Origin of the sequence: Nocardia sp. NPDC057663 (assembly GCF_042799895.1) — a bacterium.
GTDB lineage: Bacteria > Actinomycetota > Actinomycetes > Mycobacteriales > Mycobacteriaceae > Nocardia.
Genome location: NZ_JBHVHX010000018.1, coordinates 85,220 through 103,429, shown reverse-complemented (window position 1 = coordinate 103,429; position 18,210 = coordinate 85,220). Strand labels below are relative to the sequence as shown.

The 18,210-nt window shown below is 70.7% G+C and carries 14 protein-coding genes; 4 read left to right on the top strand and 10 right to left on the bottom strand.

Annotated elements, in window-relative coordinates; all coding sequences use genetic code 11:
• Positions 1–26 precede the first annotated feature (26 nt).
• Entirely contained in the window at positions 27–1,205 is a 1,179-nt protein-coding gene (locus ACFVAV_RS28215; RefSeq protein WP_379038536.1) for a pyridoxal phosphate-dependent aminotransferase, read from the bottom strand.
• Positions 1,206–1,379: 174 nt separating this feature from the next.
• Between ACFVAV_RS28215 and ACFVAV_RS28210 the strand changes: the two genes are divergently transcribed.
• On the top strand, positions 1,380–1,595 hold the full coding sequence (locus tag ACFVAV_RS28210) for a hypothetical protein (protein ID WP_189030173.1): 216 nt from the start codon (positions 1,380–1,382) through the stop codon (positions 1,593–1,595).
• A gap of 50 nt (positions 1,596–1,645) precedes the next feature.
• Here the strand turns inward: ACFVAV_RS28210 and sigJ are convergent, their stop codons facing one another.
• Positions 1,646–2,539: an RNA polymerase sigma factor SigJ gene (sigJ, locus tag ACFVAV_RS28205; protein ID WP_379038535.1), complete on the bottom strand. Its 894-nt coding sequence runs from the start codon at positions 2,537–2,539 to the stop codon at positions 1,646–1,648.
• A gap of 66 nt (positions 2,540–2,605) precedes the next feature.
• On the opposite strand from sigJ, the gene ACFVAV_RS28200 reads away from it, so the two are divergent.
• Positions 2,606–3,184, top strand: coding sequence for a GNAT family N-acetyltransferase (locus ACFVAV_RS28200; RefSeq protein WP_379038534.1), 579 nt, complete (start codon positions 2,606–2,608; stop codon positions 3,182–3,184).
• Positions 3,185–3,305: 121 nt separating this feature from the next.
• On the opposite strand, the gene hrpB is transcribed toward ACFVAV_RS28200, so the two are convergent.
• The 4 genes from hrpB to ACFVAV_RS28180 all read right to left on the bottom strand — a co-directional run bounded on the left by hrpB (position 3,306) and on the right by ACFVAV_RS28180 (position 7,911).
• Positions 3,306–5,987, bottom strand: a complete 2,682-nt coding sequence (gene hrpB, locus ACFVAV_RS28195) for an ATP-dependent helicase HrpB (protein WP_379038533.1) — start codon at positions 5,985–5,987, stop codon at positions 3,306–3,308.
• Positions 5,988–6,066: 79 nt separating this feature from the next.
• Positions 6,067–6,492, bottom strand: a complete 426-nt coding sequence (locus ACFVAV_RS28190) for a type II toxin-antitoxin system VapC family toxin (protein ID WP_379038531.1) — start codon at positions 6,490–6,492, stop codon at positions 6,067–6,069.
• Positions 6,480–6,704: a CopG family transcriptional regulator gene (locus ACFVAV_RS28185; protein WP_379038530.1), complete on the bottom strand. Its 225-nt coding sequence runs from the start codon at positions 6,702–6,704 to the stop codon at positions 6,480–6,482. Before ACFVAV_RS28185 ends, ACFVAV_RS28190 begins: the two co-directional genes overlap by 13 nt.
• 118 nt (positions 6,705–6,822) lie before the next feature.
• Positions 6,823–7,911, bottom strand: coding sequence for a 3-deoxy-7-phosphoheptulonate synthase (locus ACFVAV_RS28180; protein WP_379038528.1), 1,089 nt, complete (start codon positions 7,909–7,911; stop codon positions 6,823–6,825).
• A gap of 313 nt (positions 7,912–8,224) precedes the next feature.
• Here ACFVAV_RS28180 and ACFVAV_RS28175 point away from each other — a divergent pair, with 313 nt between their 5' ends.
• Positions 8,225–9,058, top strand: a complete 834-nt coding sequence (locus tag ACFVAV_RS28175; RefSeq protein ID WP_379038527.1) for an NAD(P)H-binding protein — start codon at positions 8,225–8,227, stop codon at positions 9,056–9,058.
• Between the two features lie 97 nt (positions 9,059–9,155).
• Here ACFVAV_RS28175 and ACFVAV_RS28170 read toward each other — a convergent pair whose 3' ends face one another.
• From ACFVAV_RS28170 to ACFVAV_RS28160, 3 genes are all read right to left on the bottom strand, one after another.
• Complete coding sequence (locus ACFVAV_RS28170; protein ID WP_379038526.1) at positions 9,156–9,626, bottom strand: carboxymuconolactone decarboxylase family protein; 471 nt, start codon at positions 9,624–9,626, stop codon at positions 9,156–9,158.
• Positions 9,627–9,720: 94 nt separating this feature from the next.
• On the bottom strand, positions 9,721–10,584 hold the full coding sequence (locus tag ACFVAV_RS28165; protein ID WP_379038524.1) for an oxidoreductase: 864 nt from the start codon (positions 10,582–10,584) through the stop codon (positions 9,721–9,723).
• A gap of 77 nt (positions 10,585–10,661) precedes the next feature.
• Positions 10,662–14,717 carry an amino acid adenylation domain-containing protein gene (locus ACFVAV_RS28160; protein WP_379038523.1) on the bottom strand — a complete coding sequence of 1,352 codons (4,056 nt, stop codon included), beginning with the start codon at positions 14,715–14,717 and terminating at the stop codon, positions 10,662–10,664.
• Between the two features lie 345 nt (positions 14,718–15,062).
• Between ACFVAV_RS28160 and ACFVAV_RS28155 the strand changes: the two genes are divergently transcribed.
• Complete coding sequence (locus ACFVAV_RS28155; protein WP_379038522.1) at positions 15,063–16,682, top strand: (2,3-dihydroxybenzoyl)adenylate synthase; 1,620 nt, start codon at positions 15,063–15,065, stop codon at positions 16,680–16,682.
• A 60-nt stretch (positions 16,683–16,742) separates the two neighbouring features.
• On the opposite strand, the gene ACFVAV_RS28150 is transcribed toward ACFVAV_RS28155, so the two are convergent.
• Entirely contained in the window at positions 16,743–17,999 is a 1,257-nt protein-coding gene (locus tag ACFVAV_RS28150; RefSeq protein ID WP_379038573.1) for a salicylate synthase, read from the bottom strand.
• Positions 18,000–18,210: the final 211 nt, after the last annotated feature.

Sequence of the window (18,210 nt, the reverse complement as noted above, 5' to 3'; positions counted from 1 at the left end):
TCTGTTCACCCTGACACGGCAGTCCGTCAGCGCACCGGCATTCCCGCGCGCAGGCGGCGCACACCCTCGTCGATGGTCTCGTCGCGCTTGCTGAACGTAAAGCGCACCAGGTGTTTCCAGTCGTCGGCGTGGTCGGCGAAGACGCTCACCGGCACGGCGGCGACGCCGAGGCGAGCGGGCAGTTCGCGGCAGAACGCCAGACCCTCCTGGGCACCGAGCGGGCGGATATCCGCGCACACGAAGTAGCCGCCCGAGCTGGCGAACACACCGAAACCGGTGTCACGCAGCGCGGCCGAGAGGCGCAGCCGCTTGTCGGACAGGCTCTCGCGCAGGGCGTGCACCCAGTCGAGCTCCGCGTTGATCGCGTGCGCGACCGCGGGCTGGAACGGCCCGCCACCCACGAAGGTGAGGAACTGCTTGGCCGCGAGCACACCGTCGAGCAGCGGCGCGGGCGCGCACACCCAGCCGATCTTCCAGCCGGTGACATTGAAAGTCTTCGCCGCGCTGGACACCACGATGGTGCGCTCGCGCATACCGGGCAGGGTGGAGATGCTGATGTGCTCGGCGTTGTCGTAGACGAGGTGCTCGTACACCTCGTCGGCCAGCACCAGCAGATCGTGTTCGCGGGCCAGCTCGGCGATGGCGGTGAGATCGGCGCGATCGAGGACGGCGCCGGTCGGGTTGTGCGGTGAATTGATCACCAGCATGCGGGTTTTCGGGGTGATCGCGGCACGCAGGCTGTCCAGGTCGAGCACGAAACGATCGCCGTCGGCGACCAGCCGCGCGGTCCGCCGCTGTGCACCGGCCAGCGCGACCGAGGCGGCGTAGGAGTCGTAGTACGGCTCGATGAGCGCCACCTCCTGGCCCGGCTCCACCAGCCCGAGCACGGCGGCACTGATCGCCTCGGTGGCGCCGACGGTCACCAGTACCTCGGTGGCCGGGTCGTAGGCGGTGCCGTAGCGGCGGGCGCGGTCGTCGGCGATGGCCTGGCGCAGCACCGGCATGCCGCGCCCCGGCGGGTACTGGTTGAGCCCGTCGGCGATGGCGGCCCTGGCGACCTCGAGCATGCCCGCGGGCCCGTCGGTATCCGGGAATCCCTGACCCAGATTCACCGCATCGTGGCGGACGGCCAGTTCGGTCATCTCGGCGAAGATGGTCGATCCGAACGGGCGCAAACGGGAGACAGTGGGCGGCGCAGACGACATCTCCGCAGCGTATCCCACTTTTCGGTTACGTTGCCGACCGATAGCGAACATGCATGTTTCACAAACGTTTTGCCGTGTTGACCTGCGCTATTGTGCGATCACCCAGGCTGAGCTAGCCTCGCCGTGTTCTACCTCACACACCACTGCGTGGTGGTATATCGAAAGGGGCTCCCTATGGCCTCACCTCTGCTCGATTTCATCGCCGGACCGGCTGCGTCGGAGGTTGCCGGTTCCGCTCTGCGATTCATCCACGACCATCTGATGGGCAGCCCGATCGTGGATTACTTCACCGGTTCGGCGACCCCCGACAACAACATGGGCTCCTCGACCGGCGACCACAACCTCGGTTCGTCGACCGGCGACCACCAGTGGGGGTCGACCTACCCGTAGACACTCGCGATATCGGACCGGATCGCGCGGGTCCGGTCCGATGCGCGGGTTCAGCGCAGCCGCGCGCCCGACAGCTTCACTACATTGGCGAAATCGTAAGTAGCCCAGACTTTTCCATCGCGTACCGCGAATCCGAGTACGCGCACCGGCCGCCCGAACGGCGAGTTCGGATCGGTGAGCACGAGGCCCGATTGCCCGTTCACCGCGGCGAATCCCAGGTCCAGCCCCGGTTCTTCCAGGTGCTTGCGCCACAGGCCCAGCGCCAGGCGCGCGATCTTCTCCGCTCCCGCGACGACATTCAGCGCGGTCCTGGTCGTACCGCCCGCATCGGCGACGAAGGTCGCGTCCGGGTGCAGGGTGGCCGCCACCGCGGCGACGTCGCCGGTGGCCAGTGCCGCGAGGAACCGCTGCACCGCCTGGTCGTGCACCTCGTCGGGGACCGGTTCCGGCGCCTTGGCGGCCGCCTTGCGTGCCCGCACCGCCAATTGCCGTGCGGCGTCGGCGGATACGCCGAGGATCTCGGCGATCTCGTCGAACGGCACCGCGAGGCCGTCGTGCAGGACCAGCGCGACGCGCTGCTGCGGCGTCAACGCGTCGAGCACCACCATCGCCGCCATCCGGCTGTCCTGGTTGCGGACCACCACGTCCAGCGGATCAGGCGTGCGTGCCGGCGTGGTGACGATCGGCTCAGGAAGCCATTGCCCCACATAGGTTTCCCGGCGCACCGCCGCACTGCGCAGATGATCGAGGCAGATCCGGCTGACCACCGTCGTCAGCCAGGCCCGCAGGTCGTCGATCTCGGACTGGTGCACCCCGGCCATCCGCAGCCAGCTCTCCTGCACCGCGTCCTCGGCGTCGCCGACGCTTCCGGTGAGCCGGTAGGCGACCGAAAGCAGGTGCGCTCGATGCGATTCGAACAGGTCGGCGAGAAGCGGGGAAACCATCGTCGATGATCCTACGGACCGGAAATCCTGCTGAGAAACCGGGCGTCGACCTGTCAGGATGACACGATGTACGAGCACACGCTCACCGACGGCACGGTCTGGCTCACCCGCCCGACCGGCGCCGATCTCGACCGCATCGCCGAGTGCTGCCAGGATCCCGAGGTGGGTCGCTGGACGACGATTCCCGTCCCGTACAGCCGCTCGGACGCCGAGCAATTCCTCGACCTGGTCGTCGCACCCGGCTGGGCGGGCAACGCGCCCGTCTGGGCGATCCGCACCGCCGCGGACGGGCAGGTCGAAGGCATGCTCGGCCTGCACACCCGCAGCCCCGGCGTCTGCGAGATCGGCTTCTGGCTCACCCCCGACCACCGCGGCCGCGGCCTGATGTCGCGCGCCATCGCCCTGGCCTGCGACTTCGCCTTCGCCCCCGACGGCCTCGCCCTGGCCCGCGTCACCTGGCGCGCCATGGTCGGCAACCACCCCTCGGCCGCCGCCGTCCGTCGCAACGGCTTCCACTTCGAGGGCACCGCCCGCCTCGGCGGCGTCCAGCGCGGCGTCCGCGTCGACGAATGGCACGCTGCCCGCCTGTCCACCGACCCACCCGGCCCCGACGACACCTGGCCCGCGGACATCGCACCTCGCTGAGCTGTCTCCGTCGGGAAATCAAGATCACCACGCGCTGGTGGCGGTCGCTTCTGACACCAGAGCATGGTGATCGACCGTCCAGCTGCGCGTCGGCGGCTCGGGGCTGGTCGGCGAGGATCGGTCAGCGGTTCTGGGCGCGGCGGGCGGTGCCGCGGTGGGCGGTGATCGTGGTGGGGTCTTCCGGCCAGGCGTGTTTGGGGTAGCGGCCGCGAAGGTCGGCGCGGACCTGGGGCCAGCCGTTCTTCCAGAAGGAGGGGAGGTCGGCGGTGACGGCGACGGGGCGCTGGGCCGGGGAGAGCAGGTGCAGCAGGATCGGGGAGCGGCCGTCGGCGAGGGTCGGCGGGTCGGTCCAGCCGAAGATCTCCTGGACCTTCACGGCCAGGACCGGCGGGTCGGCGCTGTAGTCGAGGCGGACGCGGCTGCCGGAGGGGACTTCCAGGCGTTCGGGGGCGAGGTCGTCGAGGCGGGCCGCCTCCGGCCAGGGGAGCAGGCGGCGCAGGGCGGTGCCCGCGTCGATGCGGGCGAGATCGGACCGGCGGCGGGCGGTGGCGAGTTCGGGGCCGAGCCAGCGGTCGAGGTCGGCCAGGAGGGTGTCGTCGTCGACGGCGGGCCATGGGGCGCCGAGTGTGCGGTGCAGGAAGTCGAGGCGCCGGCGCAGGCCGCGCGCATCGTCGTCCCACCGCAGGAGATCGAGCCCCTCGGACCGCAATCCTTCGCGCACCGCCTGTTCCAGCAACTGCGTATCCGGTTCGCGCAGCACCTTTTCCGAGAGGACGATCGACCCGAGCCGTTCCACCCGCCGGGCGACCACGTCCCCCGATTCCCAGTGCACCTCCTCGGCCCGCGTCACCAACCCGGGCGCCGCCTCCCTGGCGAGATCCTCATCCACGATGGCCGCCAACCGAATTCGCCCCTCGGCCCGCCCCGGATCACGATCCGCCACCGCCACCGCGAGCCATTCCGCCGCAGCGAGACCCGAACCGGGCGGCAAGGTCACCGCAGTCCCCCCGGCCATCAGATAGGCGGACCCATTCGCCCGCCGCCGAGCCAACCGCTCCGGATGCGCCAAAGCGATCATGAGCGCAGCGACATCCGCAGGATGCCCCGCCGATCCGGGTCGGCCGGTCCTGCCTGCGGCGGACTCGCCTGCTGTGGGACTGCCGCTGGGCAGGTCGTTCGCGGCGACCAGTTCGACCAGCCGCTGCACTTCCTTCGTCCAGCGGGGTGGGCGTTCGGCGCGCAGGGCGCGTAGGGCGGCCGCCGCGTCGACGCCTGAGGCCAGCGAGTCGTCGTCCATGAGCACCACCATTTCGGCGGCGGCGCGCGCACCGACATGGGCTGCGCCGTCGAGGAGGGCGCGGGCGAGGCGGGGGTGCAGGCCGAGGGCGGACATGGCGCGGCCACGTGGGGTGATGCGGTCGGTGTTGTCGAGGGCGCCGAGGGCACGCAGGACGGCGCGGCCTGCGGCGAGGCCGCCTTCGGGTGGGGCGTCCCACCAGGCCAGGCCGGAGCCGTCGGGGGTGCCCCAGCAGGCCAATTCCAGTGCGAGACGGGTGAGTTCGGCGGTGCGGATCTCGGGTTCGGGGTAGGCGGGGAGGGTTTGATGCTCGTATTCGGGCCAGCAGCGCCAGGCGGAACCGGGTGCTTCGCGGCCCGCGCGGCCCGCGCGTTGTTCGGCCACCGCCGATGAAACCCGCACCGTGGCAAGGCCGGACAGCCCGCGCCGATGATCGATGCGTGGCACCCGCGCCAAGCCGGAGTCGACGACAGCGCGCACCCCGGGCACCGTGAGGCTGGATTCGGCTACCGCCGTGGACAATACGACGCGACGCCGCGATCCCGGCCGCAGCGCTGTGTCCTGGGCGGCGCCACCGAGTCTCCCGTGCAGCGGCACGACATCGACACCCAGATCGCGCAGCAGTCCGGCCGTCCGATTGATCTCACCGACGCCGGGCAGAAACACCAGCACGTCCCCGTCGGTATCCGCGAGCGCAGCCCGCGTAGCCCGCGCGACCTGCGCCTCGACCCGTTCGCGAGGCAACGCGGGTAGGTACCGGACATCCACCGGATAGGTCCGCCCACGCACTTCGAGCACCGGCGCGAACCCCGCTGCGCTGGAACGAACCACCCCGCGTTCCGGCGACGGGCCATGAGTCACCCGGGCCTGCGAACTCGAGTGCGCGGACACCGAGAACGCCTCCGAGGACATCGCGAGGCGCCCGCCTTGCTCCGGCGCGGACATCGAACCTGGGGAGTCCATCGGCGCCTGCTCGGTTGCGTCGCCCGCGCCGAGTAGCTGCGCCAAACGATCCGCCGCCACGGTCGCCGAGGTGGCCAGTACCCGCAGGTCCGGCCGCAATCCCGACCTGGCGTCGAGCAGCAGCGCCAACAGCAGGTCGGCGTCCAGATGCCGCTCGTGGCATTCGTCGAGCACCACGGTGCCGACCCCGGCCAGCTCCGGATCACTCTGCAACCGCCGCACCAGCAACCCCGAGGTCACCACCTCGATCCGCGTCCCCCGCCCGACCTTCCGGTCCCCGCGTACCGAGTACCCGACGGTCTCCCCCACCTTCTCCCCGAGCAACGCCGCCATCCGCGCCGCCGCCGCCCGCGCCGCCAGCCGCCGCGGCTCGGCCACGACGACCCGCCCCTCGGTCTCGGCAGCCAATGCCAACGGAACCAGCGTCGTCTTACCGGTCCCCGGCGGCGCGACCAGCACCGCGACCCCGCGATCGGCCAGCGTCTCGACGATCTCCCCCAGCGCGGGCCGCACCGGCAGATCAGGCAGTTCAGGCAGCTTCATCACCCACCAGTCTGCCGACCCGCACCCACCCGGTCGATGCCCGCCCACACGACCCAACTCGATGAGGGGACGCCGGCAATCAGGGCAGCAGCCGAAAGACGTCGACGTGCTTGGGCCGCACGGCGCCGAAGTGCCGGCGATCCACCGTCGCGATCTCGGTGATGCCCAGCCTTTCCGCAGTGGCTACCACCGAAGCATCAGCCGTACCCAGAGGCCAGTCACGGTACCGTGCAACAAGTTCCGCGATCCGCAGCCAATCTGCGGGATGCACCGGCTCTACTTCGAACAGCCCTTCGGCGAAGTCACCGAGAAAACGCACCTCGGCTTCGGTGCCCAGCCGCGTCGCGATGAGGTACGCCGCCTCCGTGATGACCAGTGTCGGCACGACGAGCGGGCCACGGTGGTTTTGGAGCAGATCCAGGCAGGCCCGGTGATGGGCATCGTCAGCGTCGACGTAGGCGTAGAGCGGTCCCGCGTCGACCAGCAGCCGCGTTATCGGTCCCACTCCCCGCGCAGAATCTCCTCGATCCGCTCGGAAATATCCGAGCGCCCACTCCGGCCTGCGCCTGCCGCGCCGAACCGGCGAATACCGTGCCCGGGCAGATGCTCCGTCAGGGCTTCCCTCGTCCACTCCGACACGGTCATGTCACGTCGCGCAGCCTCGTGCCGAATGCGACTATCGAGGTCGTCGGGCAGTTTGATGGTAGTGCGCTTCATGGTATGCCAGCATACCCTCGGTGGAGATTCGCAGCTAGCATCCCGCGCAGATCGCAGGTCCGTTGCGGTTGAGCTGTGTGGCCCCGGAGGTTTCCGGGGCCACACAGCGAAAAAAAACTCAGCCGCGACGGGATTCGACGGCGGCGGCGAGCCGGTCGAGCTGGGCGGCGGTGACGTTCCAGTCGATGCACGCGTCGGTGATGGACTGGCCGTAGGTGAGCTCGTCGGCCTTGCCGAGGGTCAGGTCCTGGCGGCCGGCGACGAGGAACGACTCCAGCATCACGCCGACCACGCCCTGCTCACCGGCGGCGAGCCGCTCGGCGATATCGGTGACGACGTCGACCTGCCGGTTGTGGTCCTTGTTGCTGTTGCCGTGGCTGGCGTCGACGACCACGCGCTGGGCCAGCGAGGACTTCTCCAGCCGCAGCTTGGCCTCGGCGACCGAGGCGGCGTCGTAGTTGGTGCCGTTGCTGCCACCGCGCAGGATGACGTGGCAGTCCGGGTTGCCCGAGGTACGGATCAGCGCGGAGCGGCCGTCGAGGTCGGTGCCGGGGAAGACGTGGCTGGCCGCGGCGGCGCGCACGCCGTCGACGGCGACCTGCACGTCACCGTCGGTGCCGTTCTTGATGCCGACCGGCATGGACAGCGCCGAGGACAGCTGCCGGTGCACCTGGCTGGCCGCGGTGCGGGCGCCGATCGCGCCGTAGGAGACCAGGTCGGCGATGTACTGCGGGGTGATCGGGTCGAGGAACTCACACGCGACGGGCAGGCCGAGCGCGGTGATGTCGACGAGTACCTTGCGGCCGATGCCGAGACCGGTGTTGACGTCGAACGAGCCGTCCAGGTGCGGATCGTTGATCAGGCCCTTCCAGCCCAGCGTCGTGCGCGGCTTCTCGAAGTACACCCGCATCACCACGTGCAGCCGGTCGCTCAGCTCGGCGGCCTTGGCGGCCAGCTTGCGGGCGTAGTCCAGCGCAGCGGCCGGGTCGTGCACCGAGCACGGGCCGACGATCACCATGAGGCGGTCGTCGTCGCCGTTGAGCACGTCGACGGTGGCTTTACGGCCCGCACGAACGGTGTCGGCGAGCTCGTCGGTGATGGGGTGGACCATGCGGACCTCGGCGGGCGAGCGCAGGGGGCTCACGCTGAGGGTGCGCTGGTCATCCAGATCGGAATGCCGCGAGTCGACATCGGCTGCGGTGGTCATGTGTGGGTTTCCTATCTTCGAGGCCGACCCACGGACTTTCGCGAACCCGTCGAGCCGGTCAGTGTCCGGCTCGGGGTGGAAGAGGTCAGCGCGCAGGGTCGCAGACCGGCCCACCCAGGGCCGGCTCGCTAAACCAGAAATATGCGCGCTGCATGCCGTGGACTGTACCACCGGTGAAACGTCATCGGCCGGGGCAAGGTTGCCTGGAGTGCGGACCATCACACCGCTGCGTCGGCGAATCTCCAGGCCGGAAGCCTTGACCTCTACCTTGCTCGAGCTTTTAGCGTCGGTAGCCGAGGAAAGGAAATCGACTGTGACAACACTGGTTACGGGCGCTACCGGAAACACCGGCCGCCAGGTGGTCCGCGAACTCGTCGGCCGCGGCGAGAAGGTCAAGGCGCTCACGCGCGATCCCGCCGCCGCACGCAGCCTGCTCGGCCCCGAGGTGGAGTTGGTCACCGGCACCCACACTGTGCCGTCGACGCTCGACGACGCCTGGCACGGTGTCGACCGGCTGCATGTGACGGTGACCACGGGGCTCGCCGAGGTCGGGCCGGAGCTGGTCGGCCGGGCTGTCGAGGCGGGCGTGCGCCGCATCACCGTCGTCTGGGGCGGCGGGGTCGGCCCGGTCGAGCAGGCCGTCGCCGAGTCCGGGGTGGAGTGGACGCGGCTGGAGCCGCAGGAGTTCATGTCGAACACGCTCACCTGGCTCGAGCCGATCCTGGCCGACGGCGTGGTGCGCGAGCCCTACGACCACCCGAGCGCGGTGGTCCACGAGGCCGATATCGGCGCGGTCGCGGCCGTGGCGCTGCTCGAGGACGGTCACCACGGCCGCGCCTACAACCTGACCGGACCCGCGGCGATCACCCCGCACGAGCGGATCACGATCCTGGCCGCGGCGGCGGGCAGGCCCATCGAGTTCGCCAGGATCACCCATCAGCAGGCCGTCGACCGGCTCATGGCGACCGGCGTCTCGAAGGCCGACGCGGACTATGTGATCGGCTGGTACGCCGAGTCGAGCCCGGAGTCGTACACGGTCGACCCGACGGTGGAGCAGGTACTCGGCCGCCCGGCGCGCACCTTCGCGCAGTGGGCGGCCGAACACGGGCACCGGTTTCGCCCAGCCCCACCGCGCGTAGTCGCCTGAGCCGGGCGGTGGGACCGGGCGGGATCGCTCAGCCCCACTGACCCGGCACGTAGTCGCCGATCAACGGCTGAGCCGGGCGGTGACACCACCCGGTCGCTCAGCCCCACTGACCCGGCACGTAGTCGCCGGCGGGGGTACGTGCAATGGCGTTCATCCGGTTCCAGGCGTTGATCATCGCGATGGCAGCGATCAGGGCGGCGGTCTGGTCGTCGTCGAAGTGCTTGCGCACCTGCTCCCAGGTGTCGTCGGAGACGTGGCCCCCGTCGGCGACGCGGGTCGCCTCCTCGGTCAGCGCGAGGGCGGCCCGCTCGGCCTCGGTGAAGACGGTGGCCTCGTGCCAGGCGGCGACCAGGTTCAGCCGCGTCGCGGACTCGCCCGCGTGCACGGCGTCCTTGAAGTGCATGTCGGTGCAGTAGCTACAGCCGTTGATCTGCGAGGCCCGCAGCTTCACCAGCTCATAGGTCGCCTTGTCCAGCGTCGAGTCGTCGATCACCTTGCTCGCCATGGTCAGCCGCTTGGTGAAGCTGACCGAGACGGGGTTGGCGTAGAGGTTGAAGCGCGGTTCCATGATGGCTCCTTCGTCGTTCTGTGGGGTTCTACAGAGACGACGAGGCAGCCACCCGCGGTGTGACAGCACCGAATGTGATGCCGGTCACTCGGACTCAGATCAGGCCGCAGAGCTTCTCGGAGAGCTCCCACAGCTCGGCCGCGACGGTGCGATCCTTCGAGGCGGCGGTGCTGCCGCAGCGGGCGGGATAACCGCGCAGACCGAGCAGGCCGTCAGGGCCGTAGAAGGCGCCGGGCGCGATGTCGGCGGTAGCCGCGAACAGCGTCGGCAGCGCGCCCTGCTCGGCGCTCTGGGCCAGCGTGCGGTTGCCCAGCCACATGATCGCGTCCTGGATGGACTCGGTGTGCGACATGAGTTCGGTGGCGGCGTAGCCGGGGTGCGCCGCCACCGAGACCACCGCGGAACCCTCGCCGGCCAGCCTGCGCTGCAGTTCGTAGGCGAACATCAGGTTGGCCAGCTTGGACTGGCCGTAGGCGAGCCAGCGGTCGTAACGGCGGCGCTCCCAGCTGGGGTCGTCCAGGTCGATCCGGCCGATGCGGTGCGCGCCGCTGGACACCGTGACCACGCGGTCGGTGATCCGGTCGAGCAGCAGGTTGGTGAGCGCGAAGTGGCCGAGATGGTTGGTACCGAACTGCATCTCGAAGCCGTCGGCGGTGCGGCGCAGCGGCAGCGCCATCACGCCCGCGTTGTTGATCAGCACGTCGACGCGCTCGATCGAGTCGGCGAAGGCGCGCACCGAGTTCAGGTTCGCCAGGTCGAGCTCACGGACTTCGGTCGCACCCGGCATGCTCGCCGCGACCCGCTCCGCCTTGCCCGTATCTCGACAGGCCAGGATCACCCGGGCGCCCGCGGCGGACAGCGCACGCGCGGTGGCGGCGCCTAACCCACTATTGGCTCCGGTGACGACGATGGTGCGGCCGGTCTGGTCGGGCAGGTTCGCGGTTGTCCACTTACTCACTGGCGAAAGTCTACTGCGACCTGCGAAAATCGCGAATCGGCAAGAGCCGGTGCGTGGTTCGCACCGGCTCCGGGCCGTCAGGACTGCGCGAGGATCTCCTCGTCGGTCATCGCGGCGACCTCGAGGTACATCGCGGCGACGGCGTCGAGCCTGCCGGTGGCGCCCGCTTCGGTCTCCCGCTCCAGCATGCGCGTGGCCAGGCCGGCGATGCTGCGGGCGGTGAACAGGTCGGCGACCACGGTGTCGGGCGCGTCGAGCCATTCGCGGATGCGGGCCACCGCCGTGGTGGCCAGCACCGAGTCGCCGCCGAGGGCGAAGAAGTCGTCGGTGACGCCGATCCGCTCGGTCGCGAGGACCTCGCCGATCACCGCGGCGAGCGCGCGTTCGAGATCGGTCCGTGGGGTGACGAATTCCGTTGCCGTCTCGCTCTTGTCGAGCACCGCGCGGACGGCCTTGCGGTCCGGCTTGGCATTCGAGGTCAGCGGGAGCTCGGCGAGCAGTTCGAGCCGGGTCGGGACCATGTAGGCGGGCACCAGCTCGGCGGTGGCGGCGAGCACGGACTCGACGTCGAGGGTGGTGTCCGGGGTCGCGACGATCGCGGCGACCAGCTTCGGCGCGGCCGAGCCGACCACGGCGGCCACCGCGTGCCGGATGCCGGGCACCGCGCGCAGAGCGCTCTCCACCTCGCCGAGTTCTACCCGGTAGCCACGGATCTTGACCTGGTGATCGGCCCGGCCGAGGAATTCCAGGCCGCCGTCGGGCAGGTAGCGGGCCAGATCGCCGGTGCGGTACCAGCGCAGACCCTCATGGGTGACGAACCGGTCGGCGGTGCGCTCCGGATCGGCGCGGTACCCGGCGGCCACACCGTCACCACCGATCCACAGCTCACCGGTGACCCAGTCGGGGCAGTCGGTGCCCGCGGGCCCGACGACACGGCACTGCACATTGCGCAGCGGGGTGCCGTAGGGCACCGCGCTCCACTCGGCGGGAACCTCGGCGCCGACGACCTCGCAGATGGTGGAGTGGATCGCGGTCTCGGTCGCGCCGCCGAGACCGGCGAACCGGCACTCCGGGGCGACCGCGGCCAGGCGGGCGGGCAGGGCGACGTCGACCCAGTCGCCGCCGAGGATCACCGTGCGCAGCGACGCCAGCTGCTCGCCCGCCGCGGCGGTCAGCAGCATGTCGAGCAGGCTGGGGACGCAGTTCAGCATCGAAACCCGGTGGCGGCGGATCAGTTCCACCCAGCGCGCGGGGTCGGCGCGCTGCGCGTCGTCCACCGCGACCACCGCGCCGCCCGCGGCGAGCAGGCCGAAGATGTCGTAGACGGAGAGGTCGAACTCGAGGGCCGACAGGGCCAGCGCCCGGTCGTCGGCGCCGAGCCCGAAGCGCTCGTTCAGGTCGTCGATGGTGTTCATCGCGGCGCGATGCGGGACCTCGACGCCCTTGGGCTTGCCGGTGGAGCCGGAGGTGAACAGCACGTAGGCGATGTTCTCGGGATCACCGAAGACGGGGCGCGCCAACGGTTCCTGATGCGTGCGCGCCTCGGCCAGGTCGATCGCCCGCGCGTCGGGAATCTGCGCGCCGCCAACGGTGAGCACGGCGACCGCGTCGGCGGTGCGCAGGATCTCCGCGCGCCGCGCGGCGGGCTGATCGAAGCCGATCGGCACGTACACCGCACCGGCGGCGAGGACACCGAGCACCGCCAGCACCTGGTCGGGGCCCTTCGGCAGCTGCACGGCCACCGAATCACCCGGCGCCACACCGGCTTCGCGCAGCGCACCGGCGACGGCCAGCGCGTCGGCGGCGAGCTCGCCGTAGGTCAGTTGCCCGGCGGGCTCCCAGATCACCGCGGGTGCAACAGGATTCGTCGCCGCGTTCGCGAAGAACCCGGTGTGCAACAGTCCCCCGCTCACCGGTCCCGCCGTAGCGTTGACCCGCGCGCGAGTTGCCGCCTGCTCCACCGGAATACGCACGCCTGCCTCGGCCTGCCACCCGGCGCTGCCGACCGCGGCGCTCGACCGCACCCGGCCAACCTGCTCGCCGGTCGCCGAGGACACGGCCCTGGTGCCGAGGTCAGCACCCGATGCGCTGGACAACGAACCGGTGACCGCAGGTACCGAGCCCGCATCCCCGACGCCTGCGGCCGGCGCGACATCATCCGCCCGGCCATCGGCGCCCCCGGCTACCGACTGCGCACCACTGGCCGCGACCTCCGCGCCACCGGCCACCACCTCGGCGACGCCCTGCGCACCGCCCGTCGCCACCTGGGCGCCACCTTGCGCATCGGCGGTCGCCACCACGGCGCCACCCAGCGAATCGGTGAGCTCGGAGCTCTGGCCGCCCAGTCGCTCGATCGCCTCGATGTAGCGGGCGAACATCACCTCGACCATGCCTGCGGGGAACGCGGATTCGCGGATGTCCCAGTTGAGCAGGAGGCCGCCGCGGACCTCGGTGATCTGGGCGTCCAGGAGTACCTGCGGGCCCTGGGAGATGATCCAGACCGGGTCGCCGAAGGTGTCGGTGACGGTGTCGGCGAACAGTTCACCCAGGTTGAGCGCGCTGGTGTAGACGATGGGGGCGAGCACCGGTTCGCCGCGGTGGCGGCCCAGGTCACGCAGGACCTCGAGGCCGGAGTAGGCCGAGTGCGCGCCCGCTTCGTGCAGGCGCTGCTGGAGGGCGCGGGCCCGGTCGGCGACGGTGGCGGGCTCGGTGACGTCGACCTCGAGCAGCACCGAGGAGGTGAAGTCGCCGACGACGCCGTCGACCTGCGGGTGCGCCGGTTCGCGGTGGAACAGCGGCAGGTTCAGCAGGAACCGGCGCTGGGCCGACCAGCCGCCGATGGTCTCGGCGAATACCGAGGCCAAGGCCATCGCCGGGGTGATGCCGCGGGCGTGCGCGGCGTCGAACACCTGCGCCTTGGCCTGCGGAGAAAGCCAGCGGTGCAGCCGGATCGTCCGGCTGGGATCCGAGATCTGCTGGGCCTGCGGCAGTTCCGGCGAACCGGGCAGCTCGGGCAGGCGCTCCTGCCACCAGGCGCGGTCGCGGGCATGCTCGTCGCCGGTGCCCGCGGGGTGCTCGGCCAGGTACTGGCGGAAGGTGTAGTCCTGCGGCGGCAGCTGTTCGCCGTGGTAGAGGCGGGCCAGGTCGGTGATGAGGATGCGGTAGCTCATGGCGTCGGCGGCGAGCATGTCGACATCGAGGTGCAGGCGGGTGCGGCCGTCGGCGAGCCGGGTCAGTGCGATATCGATCACCTGTCCGTCCTGCACCGCCATCCGCTGATGGGTGCGCGCGGTCCGCAGCTCCTCGAGCCGCTGCTCGGCGTCCGCGGCGGAGTCCTCGCACAGGTCGGTCACGCTGTACACCGCGCGGCCCGGCCGGTCGAGGGTCTGCTGGGTGCCGTCGGGCAGGAACCGGGTGCGCAGCATGGGATGCCGGACGAGCAGCTGCTCCACCGCGCGCTCGAGCCGCTCGGGATCGACACCGGCACCGTCGAATTCGACATAGAGATGCGCCGCGACACCGCCGAGTTCCTGGGCGTCCGAACGGCCGATCCAGTACGCGTGCTGCATGGGGGCCAGGGCGAACGGTGTGCCATCATCGGGCACGATCACGGATTCGCTTGCCGCCGAATCGAAGCCGACGGTCACCGCGGAGTTGCCGGCCGTCAGCCTGCCATCGGCGGACGTGGCGCCCGTGACGGACTCGCCTCGCCCGGCTGCGGGCTCTCCGGCGGGAGCAGCGGACAAGGCGTCACCGGCCGGGGTCGACGCGGCAGCCGCTGCGGCCTCGGCAGCGGCCGGGCGATCGAGCACAACGCCATCCGCAGCAACCACGGCGGTGTTCGGCGCGCTCGGCGCTTCGGCGGCGCCGGCCGCGAGGTCGTCCGGGTCGGCGCCGTTGAGTAGGGCGAACCAGGCGTCGACCGTCGGGTGGGCGGCTAGTAGCGCGAAGTTGACGGCGATGCCGCGCTTGCGCCAGCCGCCGGCCAGCTTCATGGTGCGGATCGAGTCGAGGCCGAGCTGGATGAGGTCGGTGGCGTCGGCGATGTCCTCGGGGGTGAGGTCGAGGTGGCGGGCGATCGCGGCACGGATCTCGGCGCGGTCGATCACGACGCCTGCGGGTGCTGTGTCCATCTGCCGGTTCACTCCTTGCTCGCCGTCCGGGGCCGGACGGATTTCGGTACTGCCCGGCGGCAGCCTACTTCATTGAGATAGGGTTGCCTAACCTATGCAAGGTTAGCCTGCGACGCGGGCACCGAGCTACCGGTCTCCCCACCCGCATCGATTCCGGGTCGACCAGCAGGAGGGCCGAGGCCGGGTGCGAGAACGTGCCCGGACACCCGGCCCGCCTCGATCGACCTGCGGGACGGCCGGGACCGGGCGCGAAACATGCCCGGAAGCACGGCCCGCCCCGATCGACTCGCGGGACGGCCAGGACAGAAACATGCGGCGCGAGCCGCCAGAGCAGCGAGGCAGAACGTGACGTCGACATCGGCCGAAGCAGACCACCGCGAGGGCTACGTCCCCTTCCCCGAGGCCGCGGCACAGCGGTACCGGGGCGACGGCTACTGGGCCGGACGCACTCTCGGCGACCTCCTGCGCGACTCCGCCCGCATCCAGCCGGAACATCCCGCGATCCTCACCGCCGACGGCACCCAGACCTACGCCGAACTGGACGCGGCCGCCGACCGGATGGCGCACGGCCTGCTCGCCCTCGGCATCAACCCCGGCGACCGGGTGATCGTGCAGCTGCCGAACGTGCCCGTGTTCGCCACCGCCCTGTTCGGCCTGCTGCGGGCGGGCATCATCCCGGTGCTCACCCTGCCCGCACACCGCCGCGCCGAGATCCAGCACCTCGCCGCACTGTCCGGCGCCGTGGCCTACCTGATCCCCGACACCCTCGGCGATTTCGACTACCGCGAGCTCGCCACCACGGTGCGGCAGGCGGTTCCGTCGCTGCGCCACGTCCTCGTCGCGGGTGAGCCGGGCGCGTTCATCGCACTGGATTCGATTGCCCGCGACGGCGATTCGCTGCCCGCGGTCGATCCGTCCGAGATCGCGCTGATGCTGGTCTCCGGCGGCACCACCGGCCTGCCGAAGCTGATCGCCCGCACCCACGACGACTACGTCTACAACGCCACCGCCAGCGCGCAGGTCTGCGAGCTCACCCCCGACGACGTCTACCTGGCGACGCTGCCCGCCGCCCACAACTTCCCGCTGGCCTGCCCCGGCATCCTCGGCACCGTCGCCACCGGCGGCGCGATCGCCTTCACCCTCGACCCGAGCCCCGAGGCCGCGTTCGCCGCGATCGAGCGGCACCGGGTGACCGTCACCGCTGTCGTGCCGCCGCTGGCCCAATTGTGGAGCGCCGCGGTGGAATGGGAGGACGCCGACCTGAGCTCGCTGCGCCTGCTCCAGGTCGGCGGCGCCCGCTTGGCCGAGGTCAACGCCCGCGAGGTGGAGCCCGCGCTGCACTGCCGGCTGCAGCAGGTGTTCGGCATGGCCGAGGGCCTGCTCAACTACACCCGCCTCGACGATGACGACGAGCTGATCTGCACCACGCAGGGCCGCCCGCTCTCCCCCGCCGACGAGCTCCGCGTCGTCGACGCCGAGGGCGACGATGTCGCGCCCGGCGAGGAGGGCGAACTGCTCACCCGCGGCCCCTACACGCTGCGCGGGTATTACCGTGCGCCCGAACACAATGCGCGTGCCTTCACCCCCGACGGCTACTACCGCAGCGGCGACCTGGTGCGGCAGCTGCCCACCGGGCACCTGGTGGTCAGCGGCCGGATCAAGGATGTGATCAACCGCGGCGGCGAGAACATCTCCTGCGACGAACTCGAGGAGCACCTGCTCGCGCACCCCGCCGTGCGGCACGCCGCCGCGGTCGGGCTCCCGGACGCCTCGCTCGGCGAAAAGGCCTGTGTCGTCCTGGTTGTCACCGGTGGGCTGCCCAGCCTGGGCGAGATCAAGAATTTCCTCACCGAACGCGGCCTGGCCACCTACAAGCTGCCCGACCTGGTGCGCCAAGCGGATTCGCTGCCGCTCACCGCGGTCGGCAAGATCGACAAGAAGGCCCTGCGCGCCCTGCACGGCTGACCGAAGACACGAAAACGGCGGCTCACTCAAAGGTGAGCCGCCGTTGCTATGTACCGAGTATCAAGCCTTGACCACGTACGGGGCCACGCTGCCGAGCTTCTCGCAGGTCTCCTCGAACTCACGCTCGGGACGCGACTGGCCGACGATGCCGGCACCGGCCCGCAGCCACGCACCCTCGCCGGTCTGGTAGATCGCCCGCAGCACCAGCGTCGCCTCCAGCGCGCCGGTCGGCGAAACACACACCACCGCACCGGAGTACAGGCCGCGCGGATCGTGATCGTTGCGGAAGACGGAGTCGACGCCCTCGCGCTTGGGGATGCCGGAGGCGGTCACCGAGGGGAACAGCACCTCGAGCGCGTCCCAGCTGGTGCGGTCGGCGGCGAGGGTGCCGCGCACGGTGGACGCCAGGTGCTGCACGCTGCCGCGCTCACGCACCGCCATGAAGTCGGAGACGGCCGGGGTGCCGGGTGTGGCGACCTCGGTGATCTCGGCGAACGAGGTCTGCACCGAGATCGCGTGCTCCACGATCTCTTTCGGATCGGCGAGTAGTTCGGCGCGGGCGGCGTCATCGGCTTCGACGCCGAGCCCGAAGGCGCGGGTGCCCGCGAGCGGCTCGGTGGTGACGATCCGGTCGTCGTCGACCGAGGCCACCAGCTCCGGGCTGAACCCGGCCGCTTCCAGCCCGCCGAGGCGCAGCAGGAAGGAGCGGGCCGGGGTGTTGTTGGCCCGGCCGAGCCGGTAGGTGGCGGGCACGTCGACGGCGAAGGGCAGATCGACCTTCCTGGACAGGATCACCTTCTGGTAGCCGCCGGAACGGATCTCCGACACCGCCGTGGCGACACGACCCTGGTAGTCGGTCGGGTCGGGACGCACGTCGACCGGGAACGCGACCGGCAGGTCGGTGCCCTGCGACGCGGCGATCAGATCGTGGATATCGCAAGCCTCGGCGGGGGTGGCGCCGCTGATCCGCACGCCGGTGGCGTCGATGCGGACCTCGATCCGCGGAATCATCAGGTGCGCCAGCGGGGTCAGCGGGTTCAGGTACCTGGTCGCGGCCAGCGAATAGGCGCAGAACTCGAAACCGATCCAGCCGTAGGCATTGCGGCCGTCCAGTGGCAGCCCGGCCAGCGCGGCGTCGACGACCTGGGCGGGACTGCCGGTCCACGCGCGTGCGGTGGTCTTGCCACCCCACACGGTGCGCAGTTCACCGGCGTCGAGTTCGACGCTGCCGAGCGGGTCGGCGGCGAACACCCACCCGCCGGGCTGCTCGTACATCACGTACTCGCCGAATCGATCGGCTCCTGCCAGGCGGGACATCGCTGCCGCCGGATCGGTCACATACTCCACCCGTACGGGCTGTTCCGTCGACGACAACGATCCTCCAAGGTAATGCTGACCTAACTTCTTCGCGGTTAGGTTAGCATTACCTCGGCGATTAGCGAGCCTCGTCCGTGGGTATCCTTCGCCACCCTTCGCCGACGCGGCAGTCCGCAACGCGCTGAAGTCCAAGTTCGGTGCGCCGAGGCGG

What these genes read in the sequence shown, in the direction of transcription:
- ACFVAV_RS28215 (WP_379038536.1), bottom strand. Translation starts at nt 1,205, where the DNA reads ATGTCGTCTGCGCCGCCCACTGTCTCCCGTTTGCGCCCGTTCGGATCG.
- ACFVAV_RS28210 (WP_189030173.1), top strand. Translation starts at nt 1,380, where the DNA reads ATGGCCTCACCTCTGCTCGATTTCATCGCCGGACCGGCTGCGTCGGAG.
- sigJ (WP_379038535.1), bottom strand. Translation starts at nt 2,539, where the DNA reads ATGGTTTCCCCGCTTCTCGCCGACCTGTTCGAATCGCATCGAGCGCAC.
- ACFVAV_RS28200 (WP_379038534.1), top strand. Translation starts at nt 2,606, where the DNA reads ATGTACGAGCACACGCTCACCGACGGCACGGTCTGGCTCACCCGCCCG.
- hrpB (WP_379038533.1), bottom strand. Translation starts at nt 5,987, where the DNA reads ATGAAGCTGCCTGAACTGCCTGATCTGCCGGTGCGGCCCGCGCTGGGG.
- ACFVAV_RS28185 (WP_379038530.1), bottom strand. Translation starts at nt 6,704, where the DNA reads ATGAAGCGCACTACCATCAAACTGCCCGACGACCTCGATAGTCGCATT.
- ACFVAV_RS28180 (WP_379038528.1), bottom strand. Translation starts at nt 7,911, where the DNA reads ATGACCACCGCAGCCGATGTCGACTCGCGGCATTCCGATCTGGATGAC.
- ACFVAV_RS28170 (WP_379038526.1), bottom strand. Translation starts at nt 9,626, where the DNA reads ATGGAACCGCGCTTCAACCTCTACGCCAACCCCGTCTCGGTCAGCTTC.
- ACFVAV_RS28160 (WP_379038523.1), bottom strand. Translation starts at nt 14,717, where the DNA reads ATGGACACAGCACCCGCAGGCGTCGTGATCGACCGCGCCGAGATCCGT.
- ACFVAV_RS28150 (WP_379038573.1), bottom strand. Translation starts at nt 17,999, where the DNA reads ATGTCCCGCCTGGCAGGAGCCGATCGATTCGGCGAGTACGTGATGTAC.